Raw genomic sequence first — 26,554 nt, 5'->3', positions numbered from 1 at the left:
CGGTGTGGCCATTGATCTTGTTCGTCGCTGCACCGTGTTCGCGGCGGCGGCGCTGACCGCTGCCTTCGCCGTCACCGCACCCGTCGTGTTACCGACGTCCTCGTCGGTACTGCCGGTGGCCTCGGCCGCCTGCTCCGACATCGAGGTGGTCTTCGCGCGTGGCACCAACGACACGCCTGGCCTCGGCCGGATCGGCAATGCGTTCGTCAATTCGCTGCGCAACAAGGTCGGCGGTCGTTCCGTCAGCGCCTATGCCGTGAACTATCCCGCCAGCTACGACTTCCTCGCGGCTGCGGGTGGCGCCAACGACGCCTCCGGCCACATCCAGTGGATGGTGGACAACTGCCCCGATACCCGACTGGTGCTGGGCGGTTACTCCCAGGGCGCCGCGGTGATCGACGTGATTGCCGCCGTCCCGTTCCCGGCCATCGGATTCACCGCGCCGCTGCCGCCGAACGTCCCCGAGCACGTCGCCGCGGTCGCCGTCTTCGGCAACCCGTCGGCCAAGCTCGGCCTGCCGCTGACCTCCAGCCCGGTGTACGGAGGCCGTGCCATCGACCTGTGCAACCCCGGCGATCCGGTCTGCGGCGACGGCGACAGTGTCCCGGCACACCGGGCGTACGAAGGGCCGGCCAACGATGCCGCGAACTTCGTTGCCGGTCTGTTGTAGCCCGCGTCCGCTACGATCGCTTAGGTGGTCGAACTTCCCATCCAAAGCCACGTAACCGGACTGCTTCGGCGTTGGATCGGTGTGGCTGCCATCTTCGCGGCGGCTGCTGCCGTCCTACCGGTCACGTCTGCCCTCCTGCCCGGAACTGTGGCGGTCGCCAACGCCGCCCCGTGCCCATCAGTCGAGGTGGTGTTCGCCCGGGGTCGAACCGAACCCGCAGGCGTCGGCACCCTCGGAAACGCGTTCGTCAACGCGCTGCGCGCCAAGACCGACAAGAACATCGGCGTCTACGCCGTCCGGTACCCGGCTGACAACGAAGTCGACATCGGCGCCAACGACATGAGCCAGCACATCCAGTACATGATGAACAACTGCCCGGACACCCGGTTGGTGGTCGGCGGGTACTCGCTGGGTGCGGCGGTCGCCGATGTGGTGCTGGCCGTTCCGTTCACCGGCTTCGGTTTCAAGACCCCACTCGCCGCAGGCGCCGACGGCCACATCGCCGCGGTCGCCCTGTTCGGCAACGGCGCCGCATGGGTCGGTCCCATCACCCGCTTCAGCCCGGTCTATGCCGACCGGACCATCGAGTTGTGCCACGGCGCCGATCCGATCTGCAATCCGGCCGACCCCGATACCTGGAAGAACAACTGGCCCGATCACCTGGCGGGCGCCTACATCGACGGCGGGATGGTCAACCAGGCCGCAGATTTCGTCGCCACGCGGGTCTGATCCAGAAGTAGTTCGACGCCGGATCGTTGCCGGACCGGCACCCATTCTCTACGGGCTCGTCAATACCATCTAATGCGTGATTGGCCGTCGGATGTCGGCCGCACTGATCACTGCCCTCAGTGCCGTTGTGGTACCAATGGCGGTGGCGCCCAGCATGATCGGCGCCGCGAAGGCCGCCACGTGCCCGCCGGCGGAGGTGGTGTTCGCCCGCGGCCGCATGGAGCCCCCAGGTCCCGGGCAGGTCGGTGCTGCGTTCGTCAACGCACTGCGGGCCCTGCGCGGCCCGAACGTCGCCCTCTATTCGGTGAAGTACCCGGCCGACACCCAGGCCGACGTGGCCGCCAATGACATGAGCCGCCACGTGCAGTGGATGACGCGCAACTGCCCCCGAACCCGGCTCATACTCGGCGGCTATTCGCTCGGCGCTGTCGCAACCGATCTGATTCTGGCGATGCCCATCTCGGCGTTCACCTTCAACAGCCCGCTACCCAAGGGCACCGACCGGCACGTCGCGGCTGTCGCACTGTTCGGCAACGGGGCCAACTGGGCCGCACCGATCACGCTGCTGAACCCCGCATATCAGAACCGCACCATCGACTTGTGCCACTCCGATGATCCGATCTGCAATCCGAGCAGCCCGTACAACTGGCGGGCCGGGTGGCAGGATCACCTGGCGCCCGGCTATATCCGGTCTGGGATGGTGGCCCAGGCGGCCAGGTTCGTCTCCGCCCGGCTCTGAGGGCTGTGGGCAATCGCCCTCGGCCAACTTCACTATGGACGATGTTGCGCCCTGCGCCGAACTTGCAGCCTGTTGCGGCAGAACGGCGAAATCGGCACCGGAACCTACAGGTTCGCCACAGGGTCTCGGACGAACTATCGTTGGCCGAGCCCTAGAGCACCTGTGGATAACTTCCGGGTGAGATGCGCGGATTGTCGGTCGCCGCGTTGATGCTGGGGCCGTGAACGCACGATCGCTTGGCGCATTTCCCGGCATGCCGGCCAGTCCCTTCCTGGGAAGTGTGGCCACACATGCGGGGCTGGTCACGGCCCATGAACTGCGGACGAATTACCGCGCCATCTACCGCAATGTCTATCTGCCGAACGATATCGCCCTCACGCCGATCTTGCGTGCCCAGGCAGCGTGGTTGTTCGCGGGGCCCGAGGCCGTGTTGTGCGGGGTATCCGCAGCGGCGGTGCACGGCATCGAGTGGTTGGACGTCCAAGCCCCGGCCGAGATAGTTCGAACAAACTGCCACTCCCCGGACCGCCTCCGCGTGCGCTCGTATTGTCTTGCACCAGATGATGTTTGCCAGGTCGATGGGATGCGCGTCACCACAGTTGCGCGGACAATTCTTGACCTGGGCCGCTTGTTGCCCCGGGACGAAGCAGTTCCCATCTTGGATGCGTTGTTGAACAAGTCTGGAATCGACCCCGATGAGGTGTGGAAATTGGCCGAGGCGAATCGGGGGATTCGGGGTATTGACCGTCTTCGGGTGTCGCTCGCACAGGCCGATGGGGGTGCCGAATCACCGCTAGAGACCCGAACCCGACTGCAGCTGTGGAACATGGGCATACCAGGACTGCGAACTCAGATCCCGTTCCATGACCAGTGGGGCCAGGTGTGGACTCGAGCGGCGATGGGCTGGCCTCGATTGAAAGTGGCCGTCGAGTGCGACGAGGAGAAGGATTCTGTTGGCTACCGAACGTGGGTGCACTCGCACACGGCCGAACTCGAATCGTATGGCTGGACCGTGGTTTGGGTTACCGAATCGATGGTCTCAGGCCCGGGCAGCTTCGTCGAACGAGTGCGGCGAAAGCTGCTGACCGCGCAACGCACACTAGATGGATCCGCGACCCTGTGACGAATGTGGCGTCTCTTGCGCCAGATCCGCGAATCCAGCACAACAACATACACATTCGTCACAGTGTCTGGATCAGTCAGCCGTCCGCACGTCTCTGGTGATCAAGTTGCGGGCTTCGAGCTCGTCATCAGCCGGGTAGTCGACCTGCACCAGGGTGAGCCCGCGGGCAGGGGCAGCGGCGAAATCACTGGACCGGTTGGTCTCGTTCAACAGGCCGGCGGTCCACTCAGGTGACCGTCTGCCCTCCCCCACGGCCAGCATCGCGCCGACCAACGAGCGAACCATGTTCCAGCAGAAGGCATCCGCGGTGACATACGCCGTGACGTAGAAACCGTCCCGTATCCACTCCAGCCGCTGCAGCTCACGGATGGTCGTGGCACCGGGACGGTGACGGCAGAACGCCGCGAAATCGTTGAGCCCCAACAGTTCCCGCGACGCCGCAGCCATCGCGTCGAGGTCGAGCGGTTTGGTCCACGGTGTGACGAACCGCGCTTCGGCCGGCTCGACCCCGTAGGGCGCGAGACTGAGCCGGTAGGTGTAGTGCCGGCGCAGTGCCGAGAACCTGGCATCGAAGCCAGCCGGCGCCCGCACGATGTCGCGGATCCGGACGTCGGTCGGCAGCAGCCGCGCCAAACGCCGTACCAGCGGGGTGAATTCGGCATCGCCAGAGCGGGTGGTCCGTGGGTACGCGTGTGGAAGTGCGTCGGCTGGGACGTCGACGTGGGCGACCTGACCCGTGGCGTGCACCCCGGTGTCGGTCCGCCCCGCGGTGCGGGTCACCACCGGCGTCCGGAACACCGTCGAGAGCGCCTCGTCGATCACCCCGGCAACGGTGCGCTGACCGGCCTGCACTGCCCAGCCGGCGAAATCAGTGCCTTCATAGGCAATGTCGAGCCGCAGGCGGATAGATGCGACATGCCCGCCACCGGAATCGATGGCGGGCATGTCGTTCACTGCCTGGTCAGGACTTGGCTTCGTCAGCCTCATCCTTGGCCTCGACCTCTTCGGTCGCCTCGGCCTCAGGAGCCTCGGTCGCTTCGACCTCGGGGGTCTCCTCAGCCTCGTCAGCCTTGGGAGCCTCTTCAGCCTTGGGAGCCTCAGCGGCCTTGGCCTGCGCGGCGGCGGCGCGACGAGCGCGGTCCGCCTCGGAGGTCACGGTCTTCTCCCGCACCAGCTCGATCACGGCCATGGGGGCGTTGTCACCCTTGCGGTTCTCGACCTTGATGATGCGGGTATAGCCGCCCTCGCGATCGGCGAAGAAAGGACCGATCTCGGCGAACAGGACGTGCACGACGTCCTTGTCGCGGATCTTCTTCATCACCTCACGCCGGTTGTGCAGTTCACCCTTCTTGGCGTGGGTGATCAGCTTCTCGGCGTACGGACGCAAAGCCCGGGCCTTCGGCTCAGTCGTCTTGATGCGGCCATGCTCGAACAGCGCCGTGGCCAGGTTGGCCAGGAGCGCCTTCTGGTGCGAGGACGACCCGCCGAGGCGAGGACCCTTTGTGGGTTTGGGCATTGCGACTATCTCCTAATTGGGGCCGGTCCCCGTATCAGGTAGGACCGGGACGGAATTGTTTAGAGCTGTTCGGTTTCGGCGTAGTCCTGGGTGTCGTCCAGGTCGTAGCTGCCGGCGTCCGCAGTCCAGGTGCCGGTCGCGGCGTCGTAGCCGGCAACCTCGGACGGGTCGAACGTCGCCGGGCTGTCCTTGAGCGAGAGACCCAGCTGGTGCAGCTTGATCTTCACCTCGTCGATGGACTTCTGGCCGAAGTTACGGATGTCCAGCAGATCGGACTCCGTGCGGGCGACGAGCTCGCCCACCGTGTGCACACCCTCGCGCTTGAGGCAGTTGTACGAGCGGACGGTCAGATCCAGATCGTCGATGGGCAGCGCGAACGAGGCGATGTGATCTGCCTCGGCCGGCGACGGCCCGATCTCGATGCCCTCGGCCTCGACGTTGAGTTCCCGTGCCAGACCGAACAATTCGACCAGGGTCTTGCCGGCCGACGCCAGGGCGTCACGCGGGCTGATCGAGTTCTTGGTCTCGACGTCGAGAATCAGCTTGTCGAAGTCGGTGCGCTGCTCGACACGCGTGGCCTCAACCTTGTAGGTCACCTTCAGCACGGGCGAGTAGATGGAATCGACCGGGATACGGCCGATCTCGGCACCCGATGCCTTGTTCTGCACGGCGGGGACGTAGCCACGACCGCGCTCGACGACGAGCTCGACCTCCAGCTTGCCCTTGTCGTTCAGGGTGGCGATGTGCATGTCCGGGTTGTGCACCGTCACACCGGCAGGCGGAACGATGTCGCCGGCGGTGACCGCACCGGGACCCTGCTTGCGCAGGTACATGGTGACCGGCTCGTCCTCCTCGGAGGACACGACCAGGCCCTTGAGGTTCAGGATGATGTCGGTGACGTCTTCCTTGACCCCGGGGACAGTGGTGAACTCGTGCAGCACACCGTCGATGCGGATGCTCGTGACCGCCGCGCCCGGGATGGACGACAGCAGCGTGCGCCGCAGCGAGTTACCCAGCGTGTAACCGAAACCGGGCTCCAGCGGCTCGATGACGAACTTGGACCGGTTTTCGGCGAGGGATTCCTCGGCCAGTGTGGGTCGCTGAGAGATCAGCATTGTGTTCTTCTCCTTCTCGGCACCCGCTATTTGATGCCGTCTGGGTACCTACCGGCCTGGTGACCGATAAGTCATTTACTTCGAGTAGAACTCGACGATGAGCTGTTCGGTGAGCGGCACCTGGATCTGCGCGCGCTCGGGCAGCTGGTGCACCAGGATGCGCTGGCGTTCGCCGACGACCTGCAGCCACGACGGGATCGGACGCTCACCAGCGGTCTGCCGAGAAAGCTCGAACGGCAGGGTGTTGAGCGACTTTTCCTTGATGTCGATGATGTCGTACTGCGACACCCGGTAGCTCGGGATGTTCACCTTGACACCGTTGACGGTGAAGTGGCCGTGGCTGACCAGCTGGCGGGCCATCCGACGGGTGCGCGCCAGGCCGGCGCGGTACACCACGTTGTCCAGGCGGCTCTCCAGGATCTGGAGCAGGTTCTCGCCGGTCTTACCCGACTGGCGATTGGCCTCTTCGTAGTACTTGCGGAACTGCTTCTCCAGCACGCCGTAGGTGAAGCGAGCCTTCTGCTTCTCCTGCAGCTGAGTGCGGTACTCGCTCTCCTTGATCCGCGCGCGGCCGTGCTGGCCGGGCGGGTAGGGGCGCTTCTCGAACGACTGATCTCCGCCGATCAGGTCGACGCCGAGACGGCGCGACTTGCGGGTGGCGGGGCCGGTATAACGAGCCATGAGTCTGTTTTCTCCTTCTCGACCTAGACCCGGCGCCGCTTGGGCGGACGGCAACCGTTGTGCGGCTGCGGGGTGACGTCGGAAATCGCGCCCACCTCCAGGCCTGCGGCCTGCAGCGAACGGATGGCGGTCTCGCGGCCCGAACCCGGGCCCTTGACGAACACGTCGACCTTCTTCACGCCGTGCTCCTGTGCCTTGCGGGCGGCGTTCTCGGCAGCCAGCTGCGCGGCGAACGGGGTCGACTTACGCGAACCCTTGAAGCCGACATGGCCCGACGATGCCCAGGCGATGACGTTGCCCTGGGGGTCGGTGATCGAGACGATCGTGTTGTTGAACGTGCTCTTGATGTGTGCGGCGCCGTGCGGGACGTTCTTCTTTTCCCTGCGGCGGGTGGTCTTACCGCGCTTGGCGCCCGCGGCCTTCTTCGGTGGTGCCATCGGGGGTTACCTAGCCTTCTTCTTGCCGGCGATGGTGCGCTTCGGGCCCTTACGGGTACGCGCGTTGGTCTTGGTCCGCTGGCCGCGCACCGGCAGGCCACGGCGGTGCCGCAGGCCCTGGTAGCAGCCGATCTCGATCTTGCGGCGAATGTCGGCCTGCACCTCGCGGCGCAGGTCACCCTCAACCTTGAGGTTGCCTTCGATGTAATCGCGCAGAACAGTCACCTGATCGTCGGTCAGGTCCTTCGTACGCATGTTCTTGTCAATGCCCGTCGCCGAGAGAATCTCGTTCGAACGGGTACGGCCGATGCCGTAGATGTAGGTCAGCGCGATCTCCATGCGCTTGTCGCGCGGAAGATCAACGCCCACGAGCCGTGCCATGTGGCGGTTTCCTTTTTCTCTGCGGAGGTCTGGTCCCAGCCCGTTCCCATCAGCCCCTAAGGACTCTCCGGGGTCCGGCCTCCGTGCCGGACGTGGACGAAGGCACTTGGCCTTCATCGCGCATGAGCGGCCTATCCGCTCAGTGGTGCTGGGGGTTCATCATTCAGTTGTGTTGCGATCCGTCCGTGGACGGATGCTCAGCCCTGCCGCTGCTTGTGGCGGGGATCGCTGCAGATCACCATGACCCGCCCATGCCGGCGGATCACCCTGCACTTATCGCAGATGGGCTTGACGCTCGGGTTCACCTTCACGGCTTCTTCGATCCTTCTGGCTCTGTAGGTGGCGTGCGCACCGGCACGTCACCGTTCTCGTCGTTACTGGTCGGGCTTCTATCGGGTCACTTGTACCGGTACACGATGCGACCCCGGGACAGGTCGTAGGGAGAGAGCTCCACCACTACCCGGTCCTCGGGCAGGATGCGGATGTAGTGCTGCCGCATCTTCCCGCTGATGTGGGCCAGGACCTTGTGTCCGTTCTCCAGCTCAATGCGGAACATCGCATTGGGCAGAGGTTCGACCACGCGACCCTCGACCTCGATGGCACCGTCTTTCTTGGCCATACTTTTCGGCGATCCTTGCTTTCGTTTCGTAGCTTCATCAGTCGCAATGCAGCCCGTCGTGATGCTGCCGGCGACCAACTTCAGCACGTGAGCCGGATCGAGAGAATTTGCAGAAATTCAGCAGTTCCAAGACGGGGCACGCAAAAAGTCGGCACGATAGCCGCACCGTTGGTCCACAATACCCGCTCCACGGCCTGTACCAAAATCACGGCTGATCAGCTCGGGCTGCCCGAAATCCCCGCCGCAGATTGGTGCGCGGCGCAGCCTCTGCACAGGTGAGAATGGTACGGACTGATCCGCACCCGGGAACGGAGACCACGAGCACGTGATGGCTGTGTACCTGGCCGCGTTCGTTGTCGGCGCCATCGCCGTGCTGGCCGCCCTGCTGCTCGCCGATGTCGGGCACGGGGACGGGATGCCGTTCCTGAGCCTGACCGGACTTTCGGTCGGCCTGCTCGGGGCCGGGACCGGAGGCCTGATCGGCACCTGGCTGGGGTTGGGCACGGTATGGAGCGCGGCGCTGGCGGCGGCATGCGCCATCGTCCTGGTGTTCGCCCTCAACGGGCTGCTGCTGCCCTACATGCGTCGCCAGCAGGCCAACTCGCACCGGGGCCGGTCCTCCTACGTCGGCCTGCTCGGCACGGTCACCCTCGAGGTCCCGCCCGGCGGCTGGGGCGAGGTCTCCTTCGTCGACGCCGACGGCAACCGGGTCTTCTCGCGCGCCAAGAGCGACGAACCCGACGCGCTGCCCAAGGCCACCCGCGTCTACATCGCCGATATCGATCCCGACTTCGTCCACGTCGTCGCTGTTCCCGAGACCTGATCCTCCGAGAAAGGCACAACCGTGTCCCTGCTGCTCATCGTCATCCTCGCCGCCATCGCCGCGATCCTCATCCTGGTGGTGCTGCCGATGGTCTACGTCAAGAACTACATCAAGGTCCCACCCAACGAGGTGGCCGTGTTCACCGGCCGCGGCACACCCAAGGTGGTCCGCGGCGGGGCGCGATTCCGGATGCCCGGCATCGAACGCGTGGACATCATGAGCCTGGAGCCGTTCAACGTCAGCATCAACCTGCAGAACGCCCTGTCCAACAACGGTGTGCCCGTCAACGTCGAGGCGGTCGGCCTGGTCCGGATCGGCTCGGCCGATGAGGCCGTACAGACCGCGGTGCAACGCTTCCTGACCTCCGACCTCAACGAGTTGCAGCGGCAGATCAACGAGATCCTGTCGGGCAGCCTGCGCGGTATCACCGCGACCATGACCGTCGAGGATCTCAACTCCAACCGCGACACCCTGGCCCGCAGTGTGGTCGAGGAGGCCGGCGGCGACCTGGCGCGGATCGGCATGGAGGTCGACGTCCTCAAGATCGCCGGCATCTCGGATGCCAACGACTACCTGAAGTCGCTCGGCCAGCGCCGCATCGCAGAGGTCAAGCGTGACGCCACGGTCGGCACCGCCGAGGCCGAGCGCGACGCGCAGATCCAGTCGGCCAAGGCCCGCCAGGAGGGGTCGATCGCGCAGGCCGAGGCGGACACCGCGATCGCCACCGCCAACCAGAAGCGCGATGTCGAGCTGGCGCGGCTGCGTGCGCAGACCGAAGCCGAGAACGCCCAGGCCGATCAGGCCGGCCCGCTGGCCAACGCCCGCGCCCAGAAGGACGTCGGCATCGCCACCGAACAGGCAGAGGCGGCCCGGGTGCAGGCCCGCATCGAGGTGGAGCAGCGTCGCGCCGAGCAGGCCCAGGCCGCCCTGCAGGCCGATGTGATCGCGCCCGCCGAGGCGAAACGACAGGCCGACATCGCGCTCGCCGAAGGCCAGCGTCAGTCCACGATCCTGGCCGCCGAGGCTGCGGCCGAAGCCGAGCGGCGCAAGGGACAGGCCGACGCCGACGCCCGCAAGGCGGCCGCCGACGCGCTGCGGGTCGAGAAGCAGGCCGAGGCGGACAGCCTCCAGGCCAAGTTGGTCGCCGAGGCCGCCGGTAAGAAGGAACTGGCCGACGCGCTGCGCGTCGAGCAGCAGGCCGAAGCCGCCGGTATCGAGGCCAAACTGCTGGCCGAGGCCAACGGCAAGAAAGAGATCGCGGCCGCCCTCAACGGCTATACCGCTGAGGCTGCCCGCCTGCTGATGCTGCCCGACGTGCTGGCCTCGGTGGTCAAGGCGACCGAGGCGGCCGCCTCACCGCTGGCCGAGATCGAGCGGCTTTCGATCATCGGCGGGTCGCGGGACACCCAGGACGCCATCGGCGGTCTGCTCGGCGTCAGCCCGCTGGCCGTGGCCAACATCCTGGAGGCGCTCAAGGCCTCGGGCATCGATGTGGCGGCCATGCTGAATCGAGACGGGCAACCCGCCGACAACTGAACGGTCAAACGGCCTCGGCGCTGAGTTTGATCGCCGCGAGGGTTTCGGGGATCCCGGCCAGTGCCGCCTCGCTGCGCGTCGCGATTTCCTCATCGGCCCGCTCACCGAAGCGGTCGCGGAAGCCGGCAATGCCCTTCGGCAAGAAGGTCCATGCCTGGGTGACCCTGGTACCGCCCTCAGCGGGTTCGAGATGGAAGCCCCACCGGACCCAACCGTCGTTGACCTCCCAGGTGAACTGACGACCGGGATCGGCGACGACCACCTGACTGCGGGTGTCCCAGGTGCGCTCCGGCGTGACGTTGCGGCCGGTGAACCAGGCGCCGACGATCGCACCCGCGGCGGGGTCGTCCCACCAGCACGACTTACAGACCGGACTCCACTCCCCCATTCGGGACACGTCGGAGAGCAGCGCGTAGGTCGAATCCGGATCAAGTGCAACAACAACCGAATCGGAGAATTCGAGAACAGTCACGAACCGGATTCTAGGAGCCCGGTCGGGGCGCGCCACGCCGTCACAGCGTCGGCGATTGGTCTGGTTCACGCCCCGCGGATCGGTCAACGCCAGAAGGCCGGCCGCGCTCCCGACGACCACGGCTGGAGATTCGCCCCGTTGATCCGGTGAAGACGTGGCAGAGGGTAGCGACCTGACCCGATAACCGCTGGACTGGCGGCGCATACTTGTTAGCGATGACTGGCCCCGCCTCCCAGCCCCGTAAACCCGTAATCCTGACGGTGGACGACGATCCCGCGGTCTCGCGTGCCGTCGCCCGCGACCTACGCCGCCACTACGGCGAGCGCTACCGCATCGTGCGCGCCGAATCCGGCCCGGACGCCCTGGAAACCCTCAATGAGTTGAAGCTGCGCGGCGACACGGTCGCGGTGTTCGTCGCCGACTACCGGATGCCGCAGATGAGCGGCATCGAGTTCCTCGAATCTGCGATGGACCTCTACCCGATGGCGCGGCGGGTGCTGTTGACGGCCTACGCCGACACCACCGCGGCGATCGACGCCATCAACGTCGTCGACCTCGACCACTATCTGCTGAAACCGTGGGATCCACCCGAGGAGAAGCTGTACCCGGTGGTCGACGGCCTGTTGGAGGCCTGGCACGCCGTCGGCGATCGAGCCATCCCGCACACCAAGGTGATCGGGCACCAGTGGAGTTCGCGGTCCTGGGAGGTGCGTCAGTTCCTGGCCCGCAATCAGCACACGTTCCGCGCGTTCACCACCGACGAGCCCGTCGGCCGTCAGCTGCTGGAAGCCGCCGGACTGGACGGTCTGCAACTGCCGGTGGTGATCACCGAGGGCGGCGAGACCCTGGTCGAACCCAGTGACGGCGAGCTCGCCGACATGCTGGGCCTGTCGACCACCCCGTCGTTGACCATGTACGACCTCGCAGTGATCGGCGGCGGCCCGGCGGGTCTGGCGGCCGCGGTGTACGGGGCGTCCGAAGGTCTCAAGACCGTGCTGATCGAGGGCACCACCACCGGCGGGCAGGCCGGCCGCAGCTCGCGGATCGAGAACTATCTGGGCTTCCCGACCGGGGTGTCGGGGGCCGAGTTGGCCACTTCGGCCCGCAGGCAGGCCGAGCGGTTCGGCGCCGAGGTGATCACCACCCGTGAGGCCGTCGCCCTGGACATCGCGGGCGCGGCGCGCACCATCACCTTCGCCGACGGCGAGACCATCGGTGCCCGCGCGGTCATCCTGGCCACCGGTGTCGAGTACCGCCAGCTCCCGGTGCCGGGTTGTTTCGCCGATCCCGATAACCCGAACAACTATGTCGGCCGCGGCGTCTACTACGGCGCCTCGGTGTCGGACGCCTCCGAGTGCCGCGGTGAGGACGTCTACATCGTCGGCGGCGCGAACTCGGCCGGGCAGGCCGCGATGTTCATGTCGCGCGAGGCCAAGTCGGTGACACTGCTGGTGCGCGGCCCCTCCCTGGAAGCGTCGATGTCGTACTACCTCATTCAGCAGATCGAGCAGACGCCCAACATCTTCGTGCGTACCTGTACCGAGGTGGTCGGCGCCATGGGCGAGGACGATCACCTGGTGGGGTTGGAGCTGCTGAACCGGCAGTCCGGCGAGCATGAGGAGGTGCGGGCGACGCGCCTGTGCTGCTTCATCGGCGCCACGCCGCGCACCGAGTGGTTGGACGGTGTGGTGGCCCGCGACGACCACGGGTTCATCCTGGCCGGACCGGACCTGCGCGACGTGTGCGGCTGGTCCCTGGAGCGCCCGCCGCATCACTTGGAAACAAGTGTGCCCGGTGTCTTTGTTGCAGGAGACGTGCGCGCTGAATCCGCCAAGCGGGTGGCTGCCGCCGTCGGCGAAGGGTCGATGGCCGTGATGCTCGTGCACCGCTACCTGGCAGAAGCGTGACGGCCGCGAGGCCCGAGGAGTTGAGGACGGATATGGGCGAGACCTGCGTACGGGACGAGTTGCGGACGCTGTTCCTGTTCGAGGACCTGTCCGACGAACAGCTCGACACGTTGTGCCAGGCGGGCAGCATCGAGAAGTTCCCGGCCGGCCCGATCGTCACCGAGGGTGATCCGGCCACGTGCTTCTACGTGATGCTCGACGGCGAGCTGGTGATGTCGAAGCGCTCCGGCGGCGTCGACATCCAGACCAACCGCACCTCGATGCGCGGTGTGTACTTCGGCGCATGGTCGGCCTACATCCCCGGTGAGGAGCACATCTACGAGGCGTCGGTGCGTCTGACGAAACCGTCGCGGGTGTTCGTCCTGGACGCCAACGCGTTCGCCGGTTTCATGCAGTCGCAGTTCCCGATGGCGGTGCACCTGCTCGAGGGCCACAAGGTGGGCGGCCGGCGGCAGAGCCAGATCATCGGGCAGCGCGAGAAGCTGCTGGCGCTCGGCAACATCACGGCCGGGCTGACCCATCAGCTCAACAATCCGGCCGCGGCCACCGCCAGGGCCGTGGCCGATCTGCGCGAGGGTGTCGGCAAGATGCGGCACAAGCTGGCGATGCTGGCCGACGGCAAGTTCACCCCCCAGGCGCTGCGGATGCTGGTGACCATCCAGGACGAGGTCGCCGAGCAGGTCGCCAAGAACAAGGGCCTGGAGCTCACCGCGCTGGAGACCTCGGACCGCGAGGACGAGATGGGCGATTGGCTCGAGGACCACGACATCGTGGGGGCCTGGGACTACGCGCCGACGTTCGTCGAGGCGGGGCTCGACATCGACTGGCTGGAACGCATCTCGGCCTCGGTCGACGACGCGCTGCGCGACGGCGAGGCCTCGGCCACCTTGCAGGCGGCTCTGGGCTGGCTGAAGTACACCATCGACACCGAGCTGCGGATGAACGAGATCGCCGAGGCGAGCAAGCGGATCTCGGCGCTGCTGGCCGGCGCCAAGCAGTACTCGCAGATGGATCGCGGCTCCTATCAGAGCGCCGACGTCCACGAAGGGCTACGCAGCACGCTGATGATGTTCGGCGACAAGATCGGCAAGGACAAGCCGGTGAGCCTGTGCAAGGACCTGGACAAGTCGCTGCCCCAATTGCATTGCTACCCGGGCGATCTCAATCAGGTGTGGACCAACATCATCGACAATGCGATCCAGGCGATGGGCGGCCACGGCACATTGACGCTGCGCACCTCGCGGGAGACCGACGAGATGATCCGGGTGGAGATCTGCGACGACGGGCCGGGCATCCCCGCCGAAGACATCAGCCGGATCTTCACGCCGTTCTTCACCACCAAACCGTTCGGTGAGGGCACCGGCCTCGGCCTCGATCTGGCGTGGCGCATCGTGGTGGAAAAGCACCATGGGGATCTGCGGGTGCAGTCCAAGCCGGGCGACACCCGCTTCATCGTGCTGTTGCCGTTGCAGGCTCCCGCGCCCGAAGCGTCGGATCCGTCGGAGACGTCGGCATCGGAGTGACTCTTGTGGTCTCGGCCAGATCCAGAATCAGTGTGATCGGTTCGGAATACCCGCCCGCGAGCGCCGAGTTGAGAGGTTCATGACCCAGACCCCAGCTGGACCCAAGCCCGATTTCGGCACGTTCGGTGCATTCGGTCACTATTCGCAGTTCCAGCAGCTGTCGCCGCAGCAGTTGCGGGACATCGAAGGCCTCGGCTACGGCGCTATCTGGGCCGGTGGATCGCCGCCCGCCGAGCTGGAGTGGATCGATCCGATCCTGGCCGCCACCTCCACTTTGCAGCTGGCCACCGGCATCGTGAACATCTGGAGCGCGGCCGCGGGCCCGGTCGCCGAGTCGTTCCATCGCATCGAGGCGGCCTACCCGGGCCGATTCCTGCTGGGCATCGGTGTGGGCCACCGGGAGGCGATCGGCGAATACCGCAAGCCGCTCGACGCCCTCACCGACTACCTCGACAAGCTCGACGAGTACGGCGTGCCGCGACACCGCCGGGTCGTCGCCGGGCTCGGCCCGAAGGTATTGCAACTGTCGGCGGCACGTTCGGCCGGCGCGCACCCGTACCTGACCACACCGGAACACACCGCGCAGGCCCGCGAGCTGATCGGTCCCGACGCGTTCCTGGCCCCCGAACACAAGGCCGTACTCACCACCGACGCGGACAAGGCGCGGGCCGTTGGCCGCAAGGCTCTCGACATCTACCTCGGTCTGACCAACTACCTCAACAACTTCAAGCGGCTGGGTTTCACCGACGAGGACCTGGCCAAACCGGGCAGCGACCGGTTCATCGACGCCGTCGTCGCGCATGGCACGGTGGATGAGGTGGCCGCGCGGCTGCGCCAGCATGTGGACGCGGGCGCCGACCATGTTCCTGTACAAGTACTGACCTCACCGGACAAACTGGTACCCGCACTGGCCGAACTCGCCGGGCCGCTCGGCCTGGCCTAGAAGCGTCGACAGGCCGCGATAGAAAAGGACTCGCAGATGACCGAATCACTCTCGCTCAAGCCGGATCTGGGTCGCTACGGCGTGTGGACGTTCGGAGCCGTGGAGCCTGATCAGGCCGCTGAGATCGAGAATCTGGGTTACGGCGCCCTGTGGGTGGGTGGATCGCCTGCCGCCGATCTGTCGTTCGCCGAACCGATCCTGGAACGCACGCAGACGCTTCAACTGGCCACCGGCATCGTGAACATCTGGACGGCCGACGCCGCCGCGGTCGCGGAGTCTTTTCACCGCATCGAGGCGGCACACCCGGGCCGGTTCCTGCTCGGGGTCGGGGTCGGGCATCCCGAGCACACCGACGAATACCGCAAGCCCTATGACGCGTTGGTGGAGTACCTCGATGCGCTGGACGCGGCCAAGGTACCGACCAGCCGGCTGGTGATCGCCGCACTGGGCGACAAGGTGCTGAAACTGTCGGCAAGCCGCAGCGCCGGGGCGCACCCGTACCTCACCACACCCGAACACACCGCCCATGCCCGTGACGTGTTGGGCGAGACGGTGTTCCTGGCGCCCGAACACAAGGTGGTGCTGAGCACCGACGGCGCGGCGGCCCGCGCGATCGGGCGCGAGACGGTCGATTTCTACCTGAACCTGAGCAACTACCTGAACAACTGGCGGCGGCTCGGTTTCACCGAAGACGACATCGCCAAGCCGGGGAGCGACAAGCTGATCGACGCGGTCGTCGCACACGGCACCGCCGAGAACATCGCCGCCCGTCTGAAACAACACGTCGCCAACGGGGCCGACCATGTCGCGATCCAGGTGCTCGGCGGGCCGGACAAGCTGATCCCGACCCTGACGGAATTGGCGGGCCCGCTGGGTCTGAAGGGCTGACACGCCCCGCCGGTTAGGGTTGGCGCATGCGGCTACTGGTCACCGGCGGCGCCGGGTTCATCGGCGCGAACTTCGTGCGCCTGGCGGTGCGGGAGGCGCGGACGACGTCGGTGACGGTGCTCGACGCGATGACGTACGCGGGTAGTCACGAATCGCTGGCACCGGTGGCCGATCAGGTCCGTCTGGTCCAAGGTGACGTCGCCGACGCCGACCTGGTGAACCGACTGACCGGCGAGGCGGACGCCGTCGTGCACTTCGCCGCCGAGACGCACGTCGACAACGCCCTGGCGGATCCGGAACCGTTCCTGCACAGCAATGTGATCGGCACATTCACCGTGCTCGAAGCCGTACGCAGGCATGGCGTGCGGCTCCACCACATCTCCACCGACGAGGTGTACGGCGATCTCGATCTCGACGACCCGGCCCGGTTCACCGAAGGCACGCCGTACAACCCGTCGAGCCCGTACTCGTCGACCAAGGCCGCCGCCGATCTGCTGGTGCGCGCCTGGGTCCGGTCCTACGGCGTGCGCGCGACGATCTCGAACTGCTCCAACAACTACGGGCCGTATCAGCATGTGGAGAAGTTCATCCCGCGCCAGATCACCAACGTCCTCACCGGCAGGCGTCCCAAGCTCTACGGCACGGGCACCAATGTGCGCGACTGGATCCACGTCGACGACCACAACCGTGCGGTCTGGCAGATCCTCTCCGACGGCCAGATCGGGCAGACCTATCTGATCGGCGCGGAATGCGAACGCAGCAACCTCACCGTGATGCGCACCCTGCTGCGGTTGATGGACCGCGACCCCGACGACTTCGACCATGTCACCGATCGGGAGGGCCACGACCTGCGTTATGCCATCGACCCGTCGACCCTGCACGACGAGCTCGGCTGGGCTCCCAAACACACCGATTTCGACGAGGGGCTGGCGGCCACCATCGACTGGTACCGCGACAACGAATCCTGGTGGGGCCCTTTGAAGGACTCCGTGGAGTCCAACTATGGGAAGCGCGGCCAGTGACCGCGCGGGAGCTGGCCATCCCCGGCGCCTGGGAGATCACCCCACGGCTGCACGGTGACCCACGCGGGCTGTTTTTCGAGTGGTTCACCGACAGCGGGTTCGCCGAGATGACCGGGCACCAGTTCGACCTGCGGCAGGCCAACTGCTCGGTGTCGGCGGCCGGGGTGCTGCGCGGTGTGCATTTCGCTCAACTACCGCCCAGCCAGGCCAAGTACGTGACCTGCGTCCGCGGAGCCGTGCTCGATGTGGTGGTGGACATCCGGGTGGGTTCGCCCACGTTCGGGCAGTGGGACTCGGTGCTGCTCGACGAGCACAGTCGGCGCTCGATCTACCTGTCGGAGGGTCTTGGCCACGCATTCTTGTCGCTGGAGGACAACTCGACGGTGATGTACCTGTGTTCGGCGCCCTACAGTCCGGACCGCGAGCACACCATCCTGGCCACCAGCCTCGGGATCGACTGGCCGATCGACGGCGAGCCGGTGCTCTCGGAGCGCGACGCGGCCGCCCCGACGCTCGAGCAGGTGCGCGCGGCGGGACTGCTGCCGACGTGGGACGAGGCCCGCGCGTTCGTCGATGAGCTGCGCGGTCGGGTCCGGGGCTGAAGCTCTGGGGCTTTATCTCCGGGGCTGAATTGAGGTAGCCCGCTACTCCATACATGCCGGCCACGTCGGGCCACGATGGCGCTATCGCAGACCAGAGCCTGGTCCCCGACGAGATGAGGTCACCATGAACCGAGCTTCGCGGTTGGCGACAGCACTGCTTGTATCCGGCGGTATGGGTCTGGCCGGTCTGGCCCTCGGTGCGGGCCTGGCCGCCGCGGGCGGGCCCTACCAGTGGTGTCCGGGCGACGACCCGGGCGGTTACGGCGGCGGTTTCAACACTCCTGCGGATGGCAGGCCCAACTGGGACTGGAACATCTGCCACAGCTACCACTACGTCAATGCGGGACAGGGCAACGTCTCGTCCACAGTCTGGGAGGGCGACAATCCCCCGCCGCCGTACCCTTGGCAGCCGCCCAACATGTGCTGGTCGCTGTTTCTGCCCCGGCCGTGCGGACCGGCCGATCTGGGTCAGTGACCTTCGAGCACCAGCGCCGAGTGCAGCAGCTTGTGGTCGAGCGCATGGGCGGTCAACCCGCCGCGGCCCGTCATGGTCTCGGCCGCCACCAACGCGTTGACGATGGCTTCCTCAGTGGCCTCGATGACCAGGTCGAACAGCCGGGTCATCAGCTGGGGTGCCACCATGCGCACGGCGATCTCCGGGCGGTTGGCGTCGGGGTTCTCGTCCCATCCGTACGGCGGGATTCCGCGGTTGCCCGTGGAGAACGCCACCATCAGGTCACCGCTGTACTGCTCCCCCGTTCCGCCGACCCGGCCGACGGCCAGGGCGGAACGCTGCGCGAGCCGGGTGCATTGATGCGGCAACAACGGCGCGTCGGTGGCGATCACGACGATGATCGAGCCGGACCCCGCCGGATAGGGCATCGGAAGATCCGGCGTCGGTACCAGTTCGGGGCCGACCATCTCACCGACAGGCACTCCGTTGACCCGAAGTCGTTCCCGCCGACCATGATTCGCCTGTACGAGGACGCCGACGGTGTACGGCCCGGCCACCGTCTCGGTGACTCTCGACGCCGTTCCCACGCCACCTTTGAAGCCATGGCAGATCATGCCCGTGCCGCCACCGACGTTGCCTTCGGCAACCGGACCGCCCGTGGCATCGGCCAGCGCAGCCGCCACGTGTTCGGGATGAACGTGGTAGCCGTTGATGTCGTTGAGCAGCCCGTCGTAGGTCTCCCCCACAACCGGGAGGGACCAGTAGAGCCCGTCACCGCGGGCCCGGACCTGGGCTTGGACCAGTGTGTCGCGGACGACGCCGACGCTGTGGGTGTTGGTGAGGCCGATGGGCGTGGTGAGCTCGCCGGACTCGCGGATCCATTCGAGTCCCGTGAGTTCGCCACTGCCGTTGAGCCGGTGCGCGCCTGCGAACACCGGCTCGGTGAAGATCCCGGGGTGCGGCACCACTACGGTGACGCCGGTGTTCACCGGAGTGGGTCCCGGCCGCTGGATCGTGGCGTGCCCGACGCGCACGCCGGCGACGTCGGTGATGGCGTTGTTCGGGCCTGTCGGGTGTTCACCGATGACAACGCCGATGTCGCGGGCGCGCGGACGCCGCGAAGAGCAGTCCAGCATGCGTCCTCCGGAAAGTTGTGGCGAAATTCTTTTCAAGATTGGAAAATAATGGCGGCGGGTAACCACCGGCGTCAACCGAAGTGGCGAATTCGTGAAGGATGGGACCGGTGGGACGGCCGAATCGACAGGCTCAACGACGCGAGGAAATCCTCGACGCTGCGATCACACTGATCGAACGCAACGATCTGACCACGCTGCGGATCGCCGATGTGGCCGCTGAGCTCCAGTTGACTCCCAACGCGGTCCGCTACTACTTCCGGGAGATGGATCAGCTGCTCTCGGCGCTCGCGCAGCGCTCGGACAGCAGGTTCTATGACGATCGGCTCGCCGTGGTGGAACGCACCGCGGATGCTCGGGATCAGATCGCGTTCATGATCGCCGCGGGCCTGCCGTCGGGACCCGAGGACGCCGAGTGGCGAGCCATCTGGCGTGCCGTGCTGGCCGCCGGGTTCGTGCTCGACGAGCGGCGCGACATCCAGCACATCTTTCACCGGCAGGTGGGGCTGTACGTCGATATCCTCGAAACAGGTTCAGCAGCAGGCGCTTTCAAACTAGCGGCGCCCGCACGCGATATCGCCATGACACTGATGACCATGGAGGACTACCTCGGGTATCGCATCGTGGCGCGGGATCCGGACCTGGACCGCGCCACTGCGCTACGGCTGATGCGGAACTATGCCGAACTTGCGACAGGGGCCCCACTTCCGGTGACGGTGTGACGCCCACGCGCGCCCCGCTCGGGGCTGCGCTGCTGGTGGTGATCGCCGCAGTCAGCCAGGAGGTGGGCGCGGCGTTCGCCGTCGGACTGTTCGCGGCGGTCGGCACCATGGGGGCGCTGTTCGCCCGTTTCGCAGTGGCCGGCGTCATCCTGTGCGCGGCTGTGCGCCCATCGGTGCGGGGACTGACCCGTCAGGCCTGGGGCGCGGCGACCGCACTGGCCGCGACCCTCGGTGTGATGAACTTCTGCTTCTATCTGGCCATCGAGCGGATTCCGCTCGGCATCGCGGTGACGATCGAAGCCCTTGGCCCGCTGATCCTTTCGGTCGTCACGAGTACGCGCCGCGTCGCGTGGCTGTGGGCCTTGCTGGCCTTCGCCGGGGTCGCGCTACTGGGCCTGCCACACGGGGGCGGCGGACATTTCGAAGCCACGGGGTTCGCCTTCGCGGCCGCCGCGGGCGTGGCCTGGGCCGGGTACATCCTGGCGTCTGCGCGTACCGCTGCGGAGTTCCGCCGTGTCGACGGCCTGGCACTGGCCACCGCCATGGGTGCGCTCGTCGTCGCCCCGTTCGCGGTGAGGTCGGTAGATCTTGCGGCGCTGAACTGGCAGGTGCTCGGGGTGGGCGCTGCCGTCGGCGTGCTGTCGTCGGTCATCCCCTATTCGTTGGAGCTGATTTCCCTGCGCCGGCTGCCGCCTGCCACCTTCGCCGTGCTGACCTGTCTGTCCCCGGTCACCGCTGCACTGGCCGGGCTCGTGGTCCTCGACCAGCAGATCGGCCTGCTCGGCTACCTGGGCGTCGCCTTGGTCACCGGCGCCAGCATCGGTGCTGTTCGTTCCGCGCATGCGAGCCCGGCCGAACCGCTCGGCTAGCTGTGCTGACCTGAGAGTTTGAGTACGCGGTCAGCCGCCGAGTTCGGTCACCGCCGCGTCGATCAGATCCGCGATCGCGGTCGGCTGCGAAGCCAGCGATGCGTGACTGGCCTCCAGTTCGATGACCTTGCGGGGGTTCATCCGCTGCGCCATCCGGCGTTCGTTGTCCGGATGGATCATGTGGTCCTGGGTCGACACCTGATACCAGACAGGCTTGCTCTTCCACGCCGGGCTGGTCACACTGTCGCCGAAAGTCGAACCGAGGGGCGCCTTTTGGGTCACCGCCATCACCAGCGTCTCGTCCGCGGGCAAGTCCTGCGCGAAGCTCTCGGCGAACTTGTCCTGCTTGATCCACAGATAACCATCGGAGTCCGGTGCGATGTTGTCGAACGCCGCGGGTGGCATCTGCTCACTGATCTGACCGGGGCTCTCCCCCGCGTCGGGTGCGAACGCCGCCACGTAGACGAGCCCGACGACGTTGGGCAGATCCCCGGCCTCGGTGATGACCGCACCACCGTAGGAATGGCCGACCAGCAGCACCGGGCCGTCGATCTGCTTGACCATCTGCTGCGTACGGTGCGCGTCCTCCCGCAGTGACGTGAGCGGGTTCTCCACGGCGTACAACTCGCCGTAACCGCGCTTGCGCAGTTCCACGATCACCTTCGCCCAATGGGCCGCTCCGCCCCAAAACCCATGCACCAGAACGATTGCCGGCTTGTCGGTCATCTTCGGACCCTCCTCGGTCTCGGAGCCCGGGTGTTGACCACCCGTGGCAATTCCACGATATTTGGAGGATGAGGCAACAGCCATGACCGATTCCCCGGAAAAATTGGCCGATCCTCTGAACCCGACACCGACGGGCCCCGCCAGTACGGACGCCCTGTCCGAGATCCTGCGCACCGTGCGGCTACGCGGCGATGCCGTGACGCGGTGGTCACCCGCCCCGCCGTTCCACGTGACCGTCCCGGCCGCGATCAGGGTCCTGCACATCGCCGAGACCGCCGGACTCACGCTGCACATCGACGACCGGGCCCTGTCGATGAATCCCGGCGATATGGTGCTGCTGGCCCGCGGCGACGCGCACAGCATCTCTGACGGTCACCGCACCGGGCCCCGTGGCCTGGCCGGAAGCGACCGGAATCTTGGTGTCATGCAGGGTGTTCCGTCCTCACCCCGCTGGCTCAGTGGAACCTTCGCAGTCGACAGCACTGTCGCCGACCCGCTGTTGTCCGTGTTGCCGCCCGCCATAATCATCCGGGCCGGCGCACCGGGCCACGAGTGGCTGCCTCTGAGCCTGCAGCTGCTCCTGGCCGAGACCACCGAACCGCGCCCGGGCGCGAGAGTGATGATCTCGCGCATTCTCGATCTGCTGTTCATCCACGCTCTGCGTGAGTGGTCGAGGTCGGCAGACACCGCGCCGGGCTGGCTCACCGCGGCGATGGATCCCCAGCTGGGTCCCGTTCTCACGGCTGTACACAATGATCCGGCACATCCGTGGACCGTCACCGAACTCGCCGATCTCGCGCGACACTCGCGGTCGACGTTCGCCGAACGGTTCACCCGGCTGTTCGGACAACCACCGGTCGCTTACGTCACCGAGCGCCGGCTCGACCGTGCCGCGGACCTGCTCCTGTCGACCACCGTCTCGGTCAGCAAGATCGGGCAAGCCGTCGGCTACACGTCCGATTCGGCATTCAGCCGCGCATTCCAGCGTCGCTACGGCGCCCCACCGCTGCGGTGGCGCAACCGGCGGGCCCCTTGACCCTCAGCTGTTCTTCGCCAGGAACCGCCGGAACAACGGCCAGGCGATGGCCACGTTGTAGAGCACCCCGCCGACCAGATACGGCCACCACGTGCCGTGAGCGTCGGCGACCCAGAACGCCTTGGCCGCCCAATACGGCGGCAGCACCCCGAAGGCCAGATTCCACGGCGAGTCGATGAACCAAGGCAGGCACGGCAGGCCGGCGATGAGCATGCCCAGCGCGCGCAGCATCGCGATGCCCTGAATCTTGTTTCCCGCCATGGCCAGTATCAGCAACAGCGTCACCACGGCCGACAACCCGGCGACCAACCCGATCGGTATCAGCGCCGGAATCAGCCCAGGGCCGAGAATGCCGCTGAACGACAACGTGGCGATCACATAGACGGTGGTCACCACCATGACGGTTCCCGCGCGATACCCGAAGAACGTCGACATCGGCACCGGGGTCACCCGCAGCGCGGCCATGGTGCCGGCATCGACCTCGTCGAGCACCAGGAACGCGCCCAGACCACCGGCGATGATGATGCTCGTCAGCAGCAGGAACGCGGTGAGCACCAGCGGGTAATACGGGACGAGGTCGAATTCGTAACGGCGCGCGAGCATCTCGGTGACCATCGGTGTCAGGATCGCCACACCGCTGGTCCAGATCACCGGAGCGAGCACCAGCATGACCAGCAGCGGATCCCGGTACGTGCCACGAATGTCGTTGCGGCCAAAGGCGGTCAGCGCCCTCCGGGTGGCAGGCGTGAGGATGCCGTTCACAGCACACCCGACCTTTCGACGACGTAGCGGCCGAAGAGCGCATGGGCGGCCCGCCACAAGACGGCCAGACACACCACGGGATACAGCACTGAATACAGCAGTTGCCAGCCCGTCAAGCTCAATTGGTCGAATGCCGCACCCAACAGCAGCAGCGGCCCTTGCGTCGGAACGACGTAGAGCACAGCGTGTGGCCACAATCCCGAGTAATAGATCAGCGGCGGGACGAGCATGATCGCCAGCGGGATGGTGGCGGTGAGAAACCAGTCGGTGACCGACGCGAATGGTAGCGAGGTGATGAATCCGACCAGCAGCATCAGCAGTGTCCCGAGTACCACGCCACCGATCAGAGGCACCGGACGATAGGAGAACCCATCGGCGACGGTTGACACCACGATTGCCACGAACAGCGAGATGGCCACCAGTACGAGAAGTTTGGCGACGAGATACTCCCAGAACCGCAGTGGGGTGGAGATGATGGCGCCGAGCGTGCGTTCCTGCTTCTCGAAGAACACCGAGCCGCCGACGAAGAAGAAGCCGATGATCGCGATGTCGCCGGAGAGCACATACGGTTCGGCCACCGGGCGCAGCTCCTGCGGCATGGGCAACAGCACCGCCAGCCAGATCAGGCCGGAGAACACACCGGCGTGCAGAAACTTCTGCCTGGCCGCAATAGTCAGTTCCAACCGGATCGCGGTGAGCAACCGGCTCATGACAGCTGCCGTCCGGTGACTTCTACGAAGACGTCATCGAGGCTGGCTTCGCGACTGTGGATCGTCTCGACGTGGTGATTGCGCAGAATCGCATGGAAATCGGGATCATCGGCCAGGCCGTCCATCCCGAACGCGGCCGTGGCGAGCCCGCCCGGCGTGCGGTACTGCACCCGGACCTGGCGTTGGCTGCGAGCGATTTTCAGTTCGGCCGGGGTGTCGAGTGCGACGATGGTGCCATCGACGACGAATGCCACGCGGTCGCACAGTTCGTCCGCGGTGGACATGTCGTGGGTGGTGAGAAAGACCGTGCGCCCACGTGACTTCAGATCCAGAATGATGTCTTTGACCTTGCGCGCGGTCACGGGATCCAACCCCGACGTCGGCTCGTCGAGGAACAGCAGATCCGGGTTGTTGATCAGCGACCGCGCGAACGTCAGCCGCATCTGCATTCCCTTGGAGTACTTGGAAACCCGGGTCGTGGCAGCATCGGCCAGACCGACCGCGTCCAGCAGCTCCATCGGGTCGGCGGTCGGCCCGTCGTAGAGGGACCCGAAGAACCGGAGGTTCTCCAGGCCGGTGAGTTTGTGATAGTGGTTGGGCAGCTCGAAGGACACGCCGACCCGCTGGTAATAGTCCGGCCCCCAGTCCACCGGGTCGCGGCCCCACACCGTGGCGTGGCCGCCGTGCCCGCGCAGAAGGCCGATCAGCAGCTTCTGCGTGGTGGATTTCCCGGCGCCGCTGGGGCCCAGGAATCCGAAGATCTCCCCGTTCCCCACCGTGAAGTCCATTCCCCGGACTGCCGGCTGAGATGACCGGGGATAGGTGAATGTCAAGCCCCGAACGTCGATGACATCGGTTGCTGTACGCATCAGTGCCCTTCCGTGCAGACGGAAATTCCATCTCCGACCAGACTTCCCGGAACACCGCCCATGACTGTACTAAACTTTCAGAAATAATTGAAGAGTATTCGCGGTGAGGAGGATTCGCGGTGGTGAAGTCCGCAGATATGCAGCAGGAGGCCGAGCAATTCGCCCTGGTGCTCAGCAGCCACGGTATGCAGCGGATGACGGCCCGCGTGCTCGCCACGCTGCTGTTCACCGAACGGTCCCAGGTCACCATGGCCGAGCTGGCCGACACGCTGCAGGCGAGTGCCGGATCCATCTCGGGTTCCCTCAAGATGCTGACGTCGGTCGGCCTGGCCGAGCGCGTGCCGGTCCCGGCCAGCCGGCGCGATCACTTTCGCTTGCGTGACGACGCCTGGGCAATTCTGTTCACCAATCAGAACGAGACGCTCGCGGCCATGCAAGCCGCGGCCGAAACCGGCATCGCCGCCACCGACCCCGCCGGCCCCGCGCACCGGCGGCTGACTCAGATGCGGGACTTCTACGCCTTTCTGATGGCCGAGATCCCCGCGGTGCTGGAACGCTGGCAGCAGCAGAACCGCGACGGTGCGAACATGCAAGCATGACCACGATTCAGCGGCCGGCCCACACCGCCCGCTCGATCTCCGATACCGGTTCACTGCGACCAGTCGGCGCCAGATACCGCTCGCGATACTCGGCCGGCCCCATCTGCTCCAGTACCTGCCAACCATATTCGGCGAGAAGGCTGTTCACTTCCGTCGGGTTCACACCAAATTTCCACAGCCCTTCTCGGACCGCGAACTTCTGGTGAGCACGGTCGGCACCGTAGAGCACAGTGCCGTCGACGAAGTCTTTCCGAAAATGGGTGAATGCCAGGCCACTGCCCGCGGCCGAGCCGCCCATACTCCTCAGCGTCCGCCGCACAACAGCCTCCGGTAGATACATCGTCACCGATTCCCAGACGAAGAACGTGCGCATACCGACATCGAATCCGTTGTCGGTCAGTCGCTCTAACACGTCGTCGGTCGCGAGGTCGATCGGTACCAGCGTGACGTTGTCGGGGATCGCCCCGAAACACCGGCGCAGCGACTCGGACTTGATGACGATGTTCGCCGGAAGATCGGCCTCCCATATCCGTACACCGGCTATCTCCGACACGCGATACGCGCGGGTGTCATAGCCCGCCCCGAGAATCACCACGGCGTCAAGACCACGCGTCACCGCGTCCCTCAGCAGGTCATCGATATAACGCTTGCGGCACAGCAGGCTGGCCCAGCCTCCATGTACCGACTTCTCGGTCCCGGCGATCATGGATCGCCGCACGGCATTCAATCGGGCGAGAGTTGTCAACGCCCGCCATCGACGGGGAAGAATCTGAGTGGCCCACGGATCGGGGACCAGTGGCGGATGGTCGTACTGGTCTACCGCCACGATCAGTGTCGGCCCGAGTGCGGTCCGCTCAACTCCAACGCTCATGTGTGCACCTCACCGTCGCAGATCTACCGTCTGCCGACCAGGCTTCCCGGCGCACCACGGCTGACGTTAGCAGCAGA

General features: G+C 66.1%; 32 protein-coding genes. 17 read left to right on the top strand and 15 right to left on the bottom strand.

Annotated features, from left to right (window positions below; genetic code table 11):
* Window positions 1-4: 4 nt before the first annotated feature.
* From QQ25_RS08165 to QQ25_RS08150, 4 genes are all read left to right on the top strand, one after another.
* A complete protein-coding gene (locus QQ25_RS08165; protein ID WP_039378174.1) occupies window positions 5-670 on the top strand; it encodes a cutinase family protein in 666 nt (221 codons plus the stop codon).
* 75 nt (window positions 671-745) lie between these two features.
* Window positions 746-1,399 (top strand): cutinase family protein, encoded by a 654-nt coding sequence (locus tag QQ25_RS08160; RefSeq protein ID WP_201774219.1) that lies wholly within the window; start codon window positions 746-748, stop codon window positions 1,397-1,399.
* A gap of 91 nt (window positions 1,400-1,490) precedes the next feature.
* Window positions 1,491-2,138: a cutinase family protein gene (locus tag QQ25_RS08155; protein WP_039317027.1), complete on the top strand. Its 648-nt coding sequence runs from the start codon at window positions 1,491-1,493 to the stop codon at window positions 2,136-2,138.
* A gap of 220 nt (window positions 2,139-2,358) precedes the next feature.
* Window positions 2,359-3,261, top strand: a complete 903-nt coding sequence (locus QQ25_RS08150; protein ID WP_234711871.1) for a type IV toxin-antitoxin system AbiEi family antitoxin domain-containing protein — start codon at window positions 2,359-2,361, stop codon at window positions 3,259-3,261.
* A gap of 72 nt (window positions 3,262-3,333) precedes the next feature.
* Here QQ25_RS08150 and truA read toward each other — a convergent pair whose 3' ends face one another.
* The 8 genes from truA to infA all read right to left on the bottom strand — a co-directional run bounded on the left by truA (window position 3,334) and on the right by infA (window position 8,010).
* Entirely contained in the window at window positions 3,334-4,206 is an 873-nt protein-coding gene (gene truA / locus QQ25_RS08145) for a tRNA pseudouridine(38-40) synthase TruA (RefSeq protein ID WP_039378615.1), read from the bottom strand.
* A 16-nt stretch (window positions 4,207-4,222) separates the two neighbouring features.
* Complete coding sequence (gene rplQ, locus QQ25_RS08140) at window positions 4,223-4,777, bottom strand: 50S ribosomal protein L17 (RefSeq protein WP_039378172.1); 555 nt, start codon at window positions 4,775-4,777, stop codon at window positions 4,223-4,225.
* Window positions 4,778-4,836: 59 nt separating this feature from the next.
* Window positions 4,837-5,892, bottom strand: a complete 1,056-nt coding sequence (locus QQ25_RS08135; RefSeq protein ID WP_039317022.1) for a DNA-directed RNA polymerase subunit alpha — start codon at window positions 5,890-5,892, stop codon at window positions 4,837-4,839.
* 75 nt (window positions 5,893-5,967) lie between these two features.
* On the bottom strand, window positions 5,968-6,573 hold the full coding sequence (gene rpsD / locus QQ25_RS08130) for a 30S ribosomal protein S4 (protein WP_039317019.1): 606 nt from the start codon (window positions 6,571-6,573) through the stop codon (window positions 5,968-5,970).
* A 23-nt stretch (window positions 6,574-6,596) separates the two neighbouring features.
* The gene (gene rpsK, locus QQ25_RS08125; RefSeq protein ID WP_004571524.1) at window positions 6,597-7,010 is read right to left on the bottom strand and encodes a 30S ribosomal protein S11; all 414 of its coding nucleotides are present in this window, start codon (window positions 7,008-7,010) and stop codon (window positions 6,597-6,599) included.
* Between the two features lie 6 nt (window positions 7,011-7,016).
* The gene (gene rpsM, locus QQ25_RS08120; RefSeq protein WP_039317014.1) at window positions 7,017-7,391 is read right to left on the bottom strand and encodes a 30S ribosomal protein S13; all 375 of its coding nucleotides are present in this window, start codon (window positions 7,389-7,391) and stop codon (window positions 7,017-7,019) included.
* A gap of 197 nt (window positions 7,392-7,588) precedes the next feature.
* On the bottom strand, window positions 7,589-7,702 hold the full coding sequence (gene rpmJ / locus QQ25_RS30090) for a 50S ribosomal protein L36 (RefSeq protein ID WP_003879483.1): 114 nt from the start codon (window positions 7,700-7,702) through the stop codon (window positions 7,589-7,591).
* Window positions 7,703-7,788: 86 nt separating this feature from the next.
* On the bottom strand, window positions 7,789-8,010 hold the full coding sequence (gene infA / locus QQ25_RS08115) for a translation initiation factor IF-1 (RefSeq protein WP_003418601.1): 222 nt from the start codon (window positions 8,008-8,010) through the stop codon (window positions 7,789-7,791).
* A gap of 328 nt (window positions 8,011-8,338) precedes the next feature.
* On the opposite strand from infA, the gene QQ25_RS08110 reads away from it, so the two are divergent.
* Together QQ25_RS08110 and QQ25_RS08105 are read left to right on the top strand one after the other, a co-directional pair.
* Window positions 8,339-8,833: an NfeD family membrane protein gene (locus tag QQ25_RS08110; protein ID WP_198530770.1), complete on the top strand. Its 495-nt coding sequence runs from the start codon at window positions 8,339-8,341 to the stop codon at window positions 8,831-8,833.
* Between the two features lie 21 nt (window positions 8,834-8,854).
* Window positions 8,855-10,369 carry a flotillin family protein gene (locus tag QQ25_RS08105; protein WP_039378170.1) on the top strand — a complete coding sequence of 505 codons (1,515 nt, stop codon included), beginning with the start codon at window positions 8,855-8,857 and terminating at the stop codon, window positions 10,367-10,369.
* A 4-nt stretch (window positions 10,370-10,373) separates the two neighbouring features.
* On the opposite strand, the gene QQ25_RS08100 is transcribed toward QQ25_RS08105, so the two are convergent.
* Entirely contained in the window at window positions 10,374-10,841 is a 468-nt protein-coding gene (locus QQ25_RS08100) for an SRPBCC family protein (RefSeq protein WP_039378612.1), read from the bottom strand.
* Between the two features lie 215 nt (window positions 10,842-11,056).
* On the opposite strand from QQ25_RS08100, the gene QQ25_RS08095 reads away from it, so the two are divergent.
* From QQ25_RS08095 to QQ25_RS08065, 7 genes are all read left to right on the top strand, one after another.
* Entirely contained in the window at window positions 11,057-12,748 is a 1,692-nt protein-coding gene (locus QQ25_RS08095; RefSeq protein ID WP_039315730.1) for an NAD(P)/FAD-dependent oxidoreductase, read from the top strand.
* Window positions 12,749-12,780: 32 nt separating this feature from the next.
* A complete protein-coding gene (locus QQ25_RS08090) occupies window positions 12,781-14,271 on the top strand; it encodes an ATP-binding protein (protein WP_039315727.1) in 1,491 nt (496 codons plus the stop codon).
* A gap of 79 nt (window positions 14,272-14,350) precedes the next feature.
* On the top strand, window positions 14,351-15,214 hold the full coding sequence (locus QQ25_RS08085) for an LLM class F420-dependent oxidoreductase (RefSeq protein WP_039378169.1): 864 nt from the start codon (window positions 14,351-14,353) through the stop codon (window positions 15,212-15,214).
* Window positions 15,215-15,250: 36 nt separating this feature from the next.
* Window positions 15,251-16,102, top strand: a complete 852-nt coding sequence (locus QQ25_RS08080; RefSeq protein ID WP_039378168.1) for an LLM class F420-dependent oxidoreductase — start codon at window positions 15,251-15,253, stop codon at window positions 16,100-16,102.
* 26 nt (window positions 16,103-16,128) lie between these two features.
* A complete protein-coding gene (rfbB, locus tag QQ25_RS08075) occupies window positions 16,129-17,124 on the top strand; it encodes a dTDP-glucose 4,6-dehydratase (protein WP_039315719.1) in 996 nt (331 codons plus the stop codon).
* Complete coding sequence (gene rfbC, locus QQ25_RS08070) at window positions 17,121-17,726, top strand: dTDP-4-dehydrorhamnose 3,5-epimerase (protein ID WP_039378167.1); 606 nt, start codon at window positions 17,121-17,123, stop codon at window positions 17,724-17,726. The genes rfbB and rfbC overlap by 4 nt, the downstream gene beginning before the upstream one ends.
* 124 nt (window positions 17,727-17,850) lie before the next feature.
* Entirely contained in the window at window positions 17,851-18,201 is a 351-nt protein-coding gene (locus QQ25_RS08065; RefSeq protein WP_039315714.1) for a hypothetical protein, read from the top strand.
* Here the strand turns inward: QQ25_RS08065 and QQ25_RS08060 are convergent.
* Window positions 18,195-19,316, bottom strand: a complete 1,122-nt coding sequence (locus QQ25_RS08060; RefSeq protein WP_039315711.1) for a DmpA family aminopeptidase — start codon at window positions 19,314-19,316, stop codon at window positions 18,195-18,197. The two genes, QQ25_RS08065 and QQ25_RS08060, sit on opposite strands and share 7 nt — an antisense overlap.
* Window positions 19,317-19,414: 98 nt before the next feature.
* Here QQ25_RS08060 and QQ25_RS08055 point away from each other — a divergent pair, with 98 nt between their 5' ends.
* Both QQ25_RS08055 and QQ25_RS08050 read left to right on the top strand, forming a co-directional pair.
* Window positions 19,415-20,035 (top strand): TetR/AcrR family transcriptional regulator, encoded by a 621-nt coding sequence (locus tag QQ25_RS08055; RefSeq protein WP_101906232.1) that lies wholly within the window; start codon window positions 19,415-19,417, stop codon window positions 20,033-20,035.
* Window positions 20,032-20,904, top strand: coding sequence for an EamA family transporter (locus QQ25_RS08050; protein ID WP_039378165.1), 873 nt, complete (start codon window positions 20,032-20,034; stop codon window positions 20,902-20,904). The genes QQ25_RS08055 and QQ25_RS08050 overlap by 4 nt, the downstream gene beginning before the upstream one ends.
* Before the next feature lie 30 nt (window positions 20,905-20,934).
* On the opposite strand, the gene QQ25_RS08045 is transcribed toward QQ25_RS08050, so the two are convergent.
* Complete coding sequence (locus tag QQ25_RS08045; protein ID WP_039318333.1) at window positions 20,935-21,630, bottom strand: alpha/beta hydrolase; 696 nt, start codon at window positions 21,628-21,630, stop codon at window positions 20,935-20,937.
* 82 nt (window positions 21,631-21,712) lie between these two features.
* On the opposite strand from QQ25_RS08045, the gene QQ25_RS08040 reads away from it, so the two are divergent.
* A complete protein-coding gene (locus QQ25_RS08040) occupies window positions 21,713-22,666 on the top strand; it encodes a cupin domain-containing protein (protein WP_039378164.1) in 954 nt (317 codons plus the stop codon).
* A 3-nt stretch (window positions 22,667-22,669) separates the two neighbouring features.
* Here QQ25_RS08040 and QQ25_RS08035 read toward each other — a convergent pair whose 3' ends face one another.
* The 3 genes from QQ25_RS08035 to QQ25_RS08025 are packed head-to-tail and all read right to left on the bottom strand — an operon-like array spanning window position 22,670 to window position 25,007.
* A complete protein-coding gene (locus QQ25_RS08035) occupies window positions 22,670-23,428 on the bottom strand; it encodes an Rv2686c family ABC transporter permease subunit (protein ID WP_101906233.1) in 759 nt (252 codons plus the stop codon).
* Window positions 23,425-24,138: a fluoroquinolone export ABC transporter permease subunit gene (locus QQ25_RS08030; RefSeq protein ID WP_039315703.1), complete on the bottom strand. Its 714-nt coding sequence runs from the start codon at window positions 24,136-24,138 to the stop codon at window positions 23,425-23,427. The genes QQ25_RS08035 and QQ25_RS08030 overlap by 4 nt, the downstream gene beginning before the upstream one ends.
* Window positions 24,135-25,007, bottom strand: coding sequence for an ABC transporter ATP-binding protein (locus QQ25_RS08025; RefSeq protein WP_039315702.1), 873 nt, complete (start codon window positions 25,005-25,007; stop codon window positions 24,135-24,137). The genes QQ25_RS08030 and QQ25_RS08025 overlap by 4 nt, the downstream gene beginning before the upstream one ends.
* Window positions 25,008-25,144: 137 nt before the next feature.
* Between QQ25_RS08025 and QQ25_RS08020 the strand changes: the two genes are divergently transcribed.
* Window positions 25,145-25,606, top strand: coding sequence for a GbsR/MarR family transcriptional regulator (locus QQ25_RS08020; RefSeq protein WP_039318324.1), 462 nt, complete (start codon window positions 25,145-25,147; stop codon window positions 25,604-25,606).
* Window positions 25,607-25,613: 7 nt separating this feature from the next.
* Here the strand turns inward: QQ25_RS08020 and QQ25_RS08015 are convergent, their stop codons facing one another.
* Complete coding sequence (locus QQ25_RS08015) at window positions 25,614-26,477, bottom strand: SAM-dependent methyltransferase (protein WP_039378163.1); 864 nt, start codon at window positions 26,475-26,477, stop codon at window positions 25,614-25,616.
* Window positions 26,478-26,554 lie beyond the last annotated feature (77 nt).

The sequence above is a fragment of the Mycolicibacterium setense genome (assembly GCF_000805385.1).
In the GTDB taxonomy this organism is placed as follows: domain Bacteria; phylum Actinomycetota; class Actinomycetes; order Mycobacteriales; family Mycobacteriaceae; genus Mycobacterium; species Mycobacterium setense.
The sequence above is the reverse complement of the archived record's forward strand: the minus strand, read 5'-3'. Positions and strand labels throughout refer to the sequence as shown.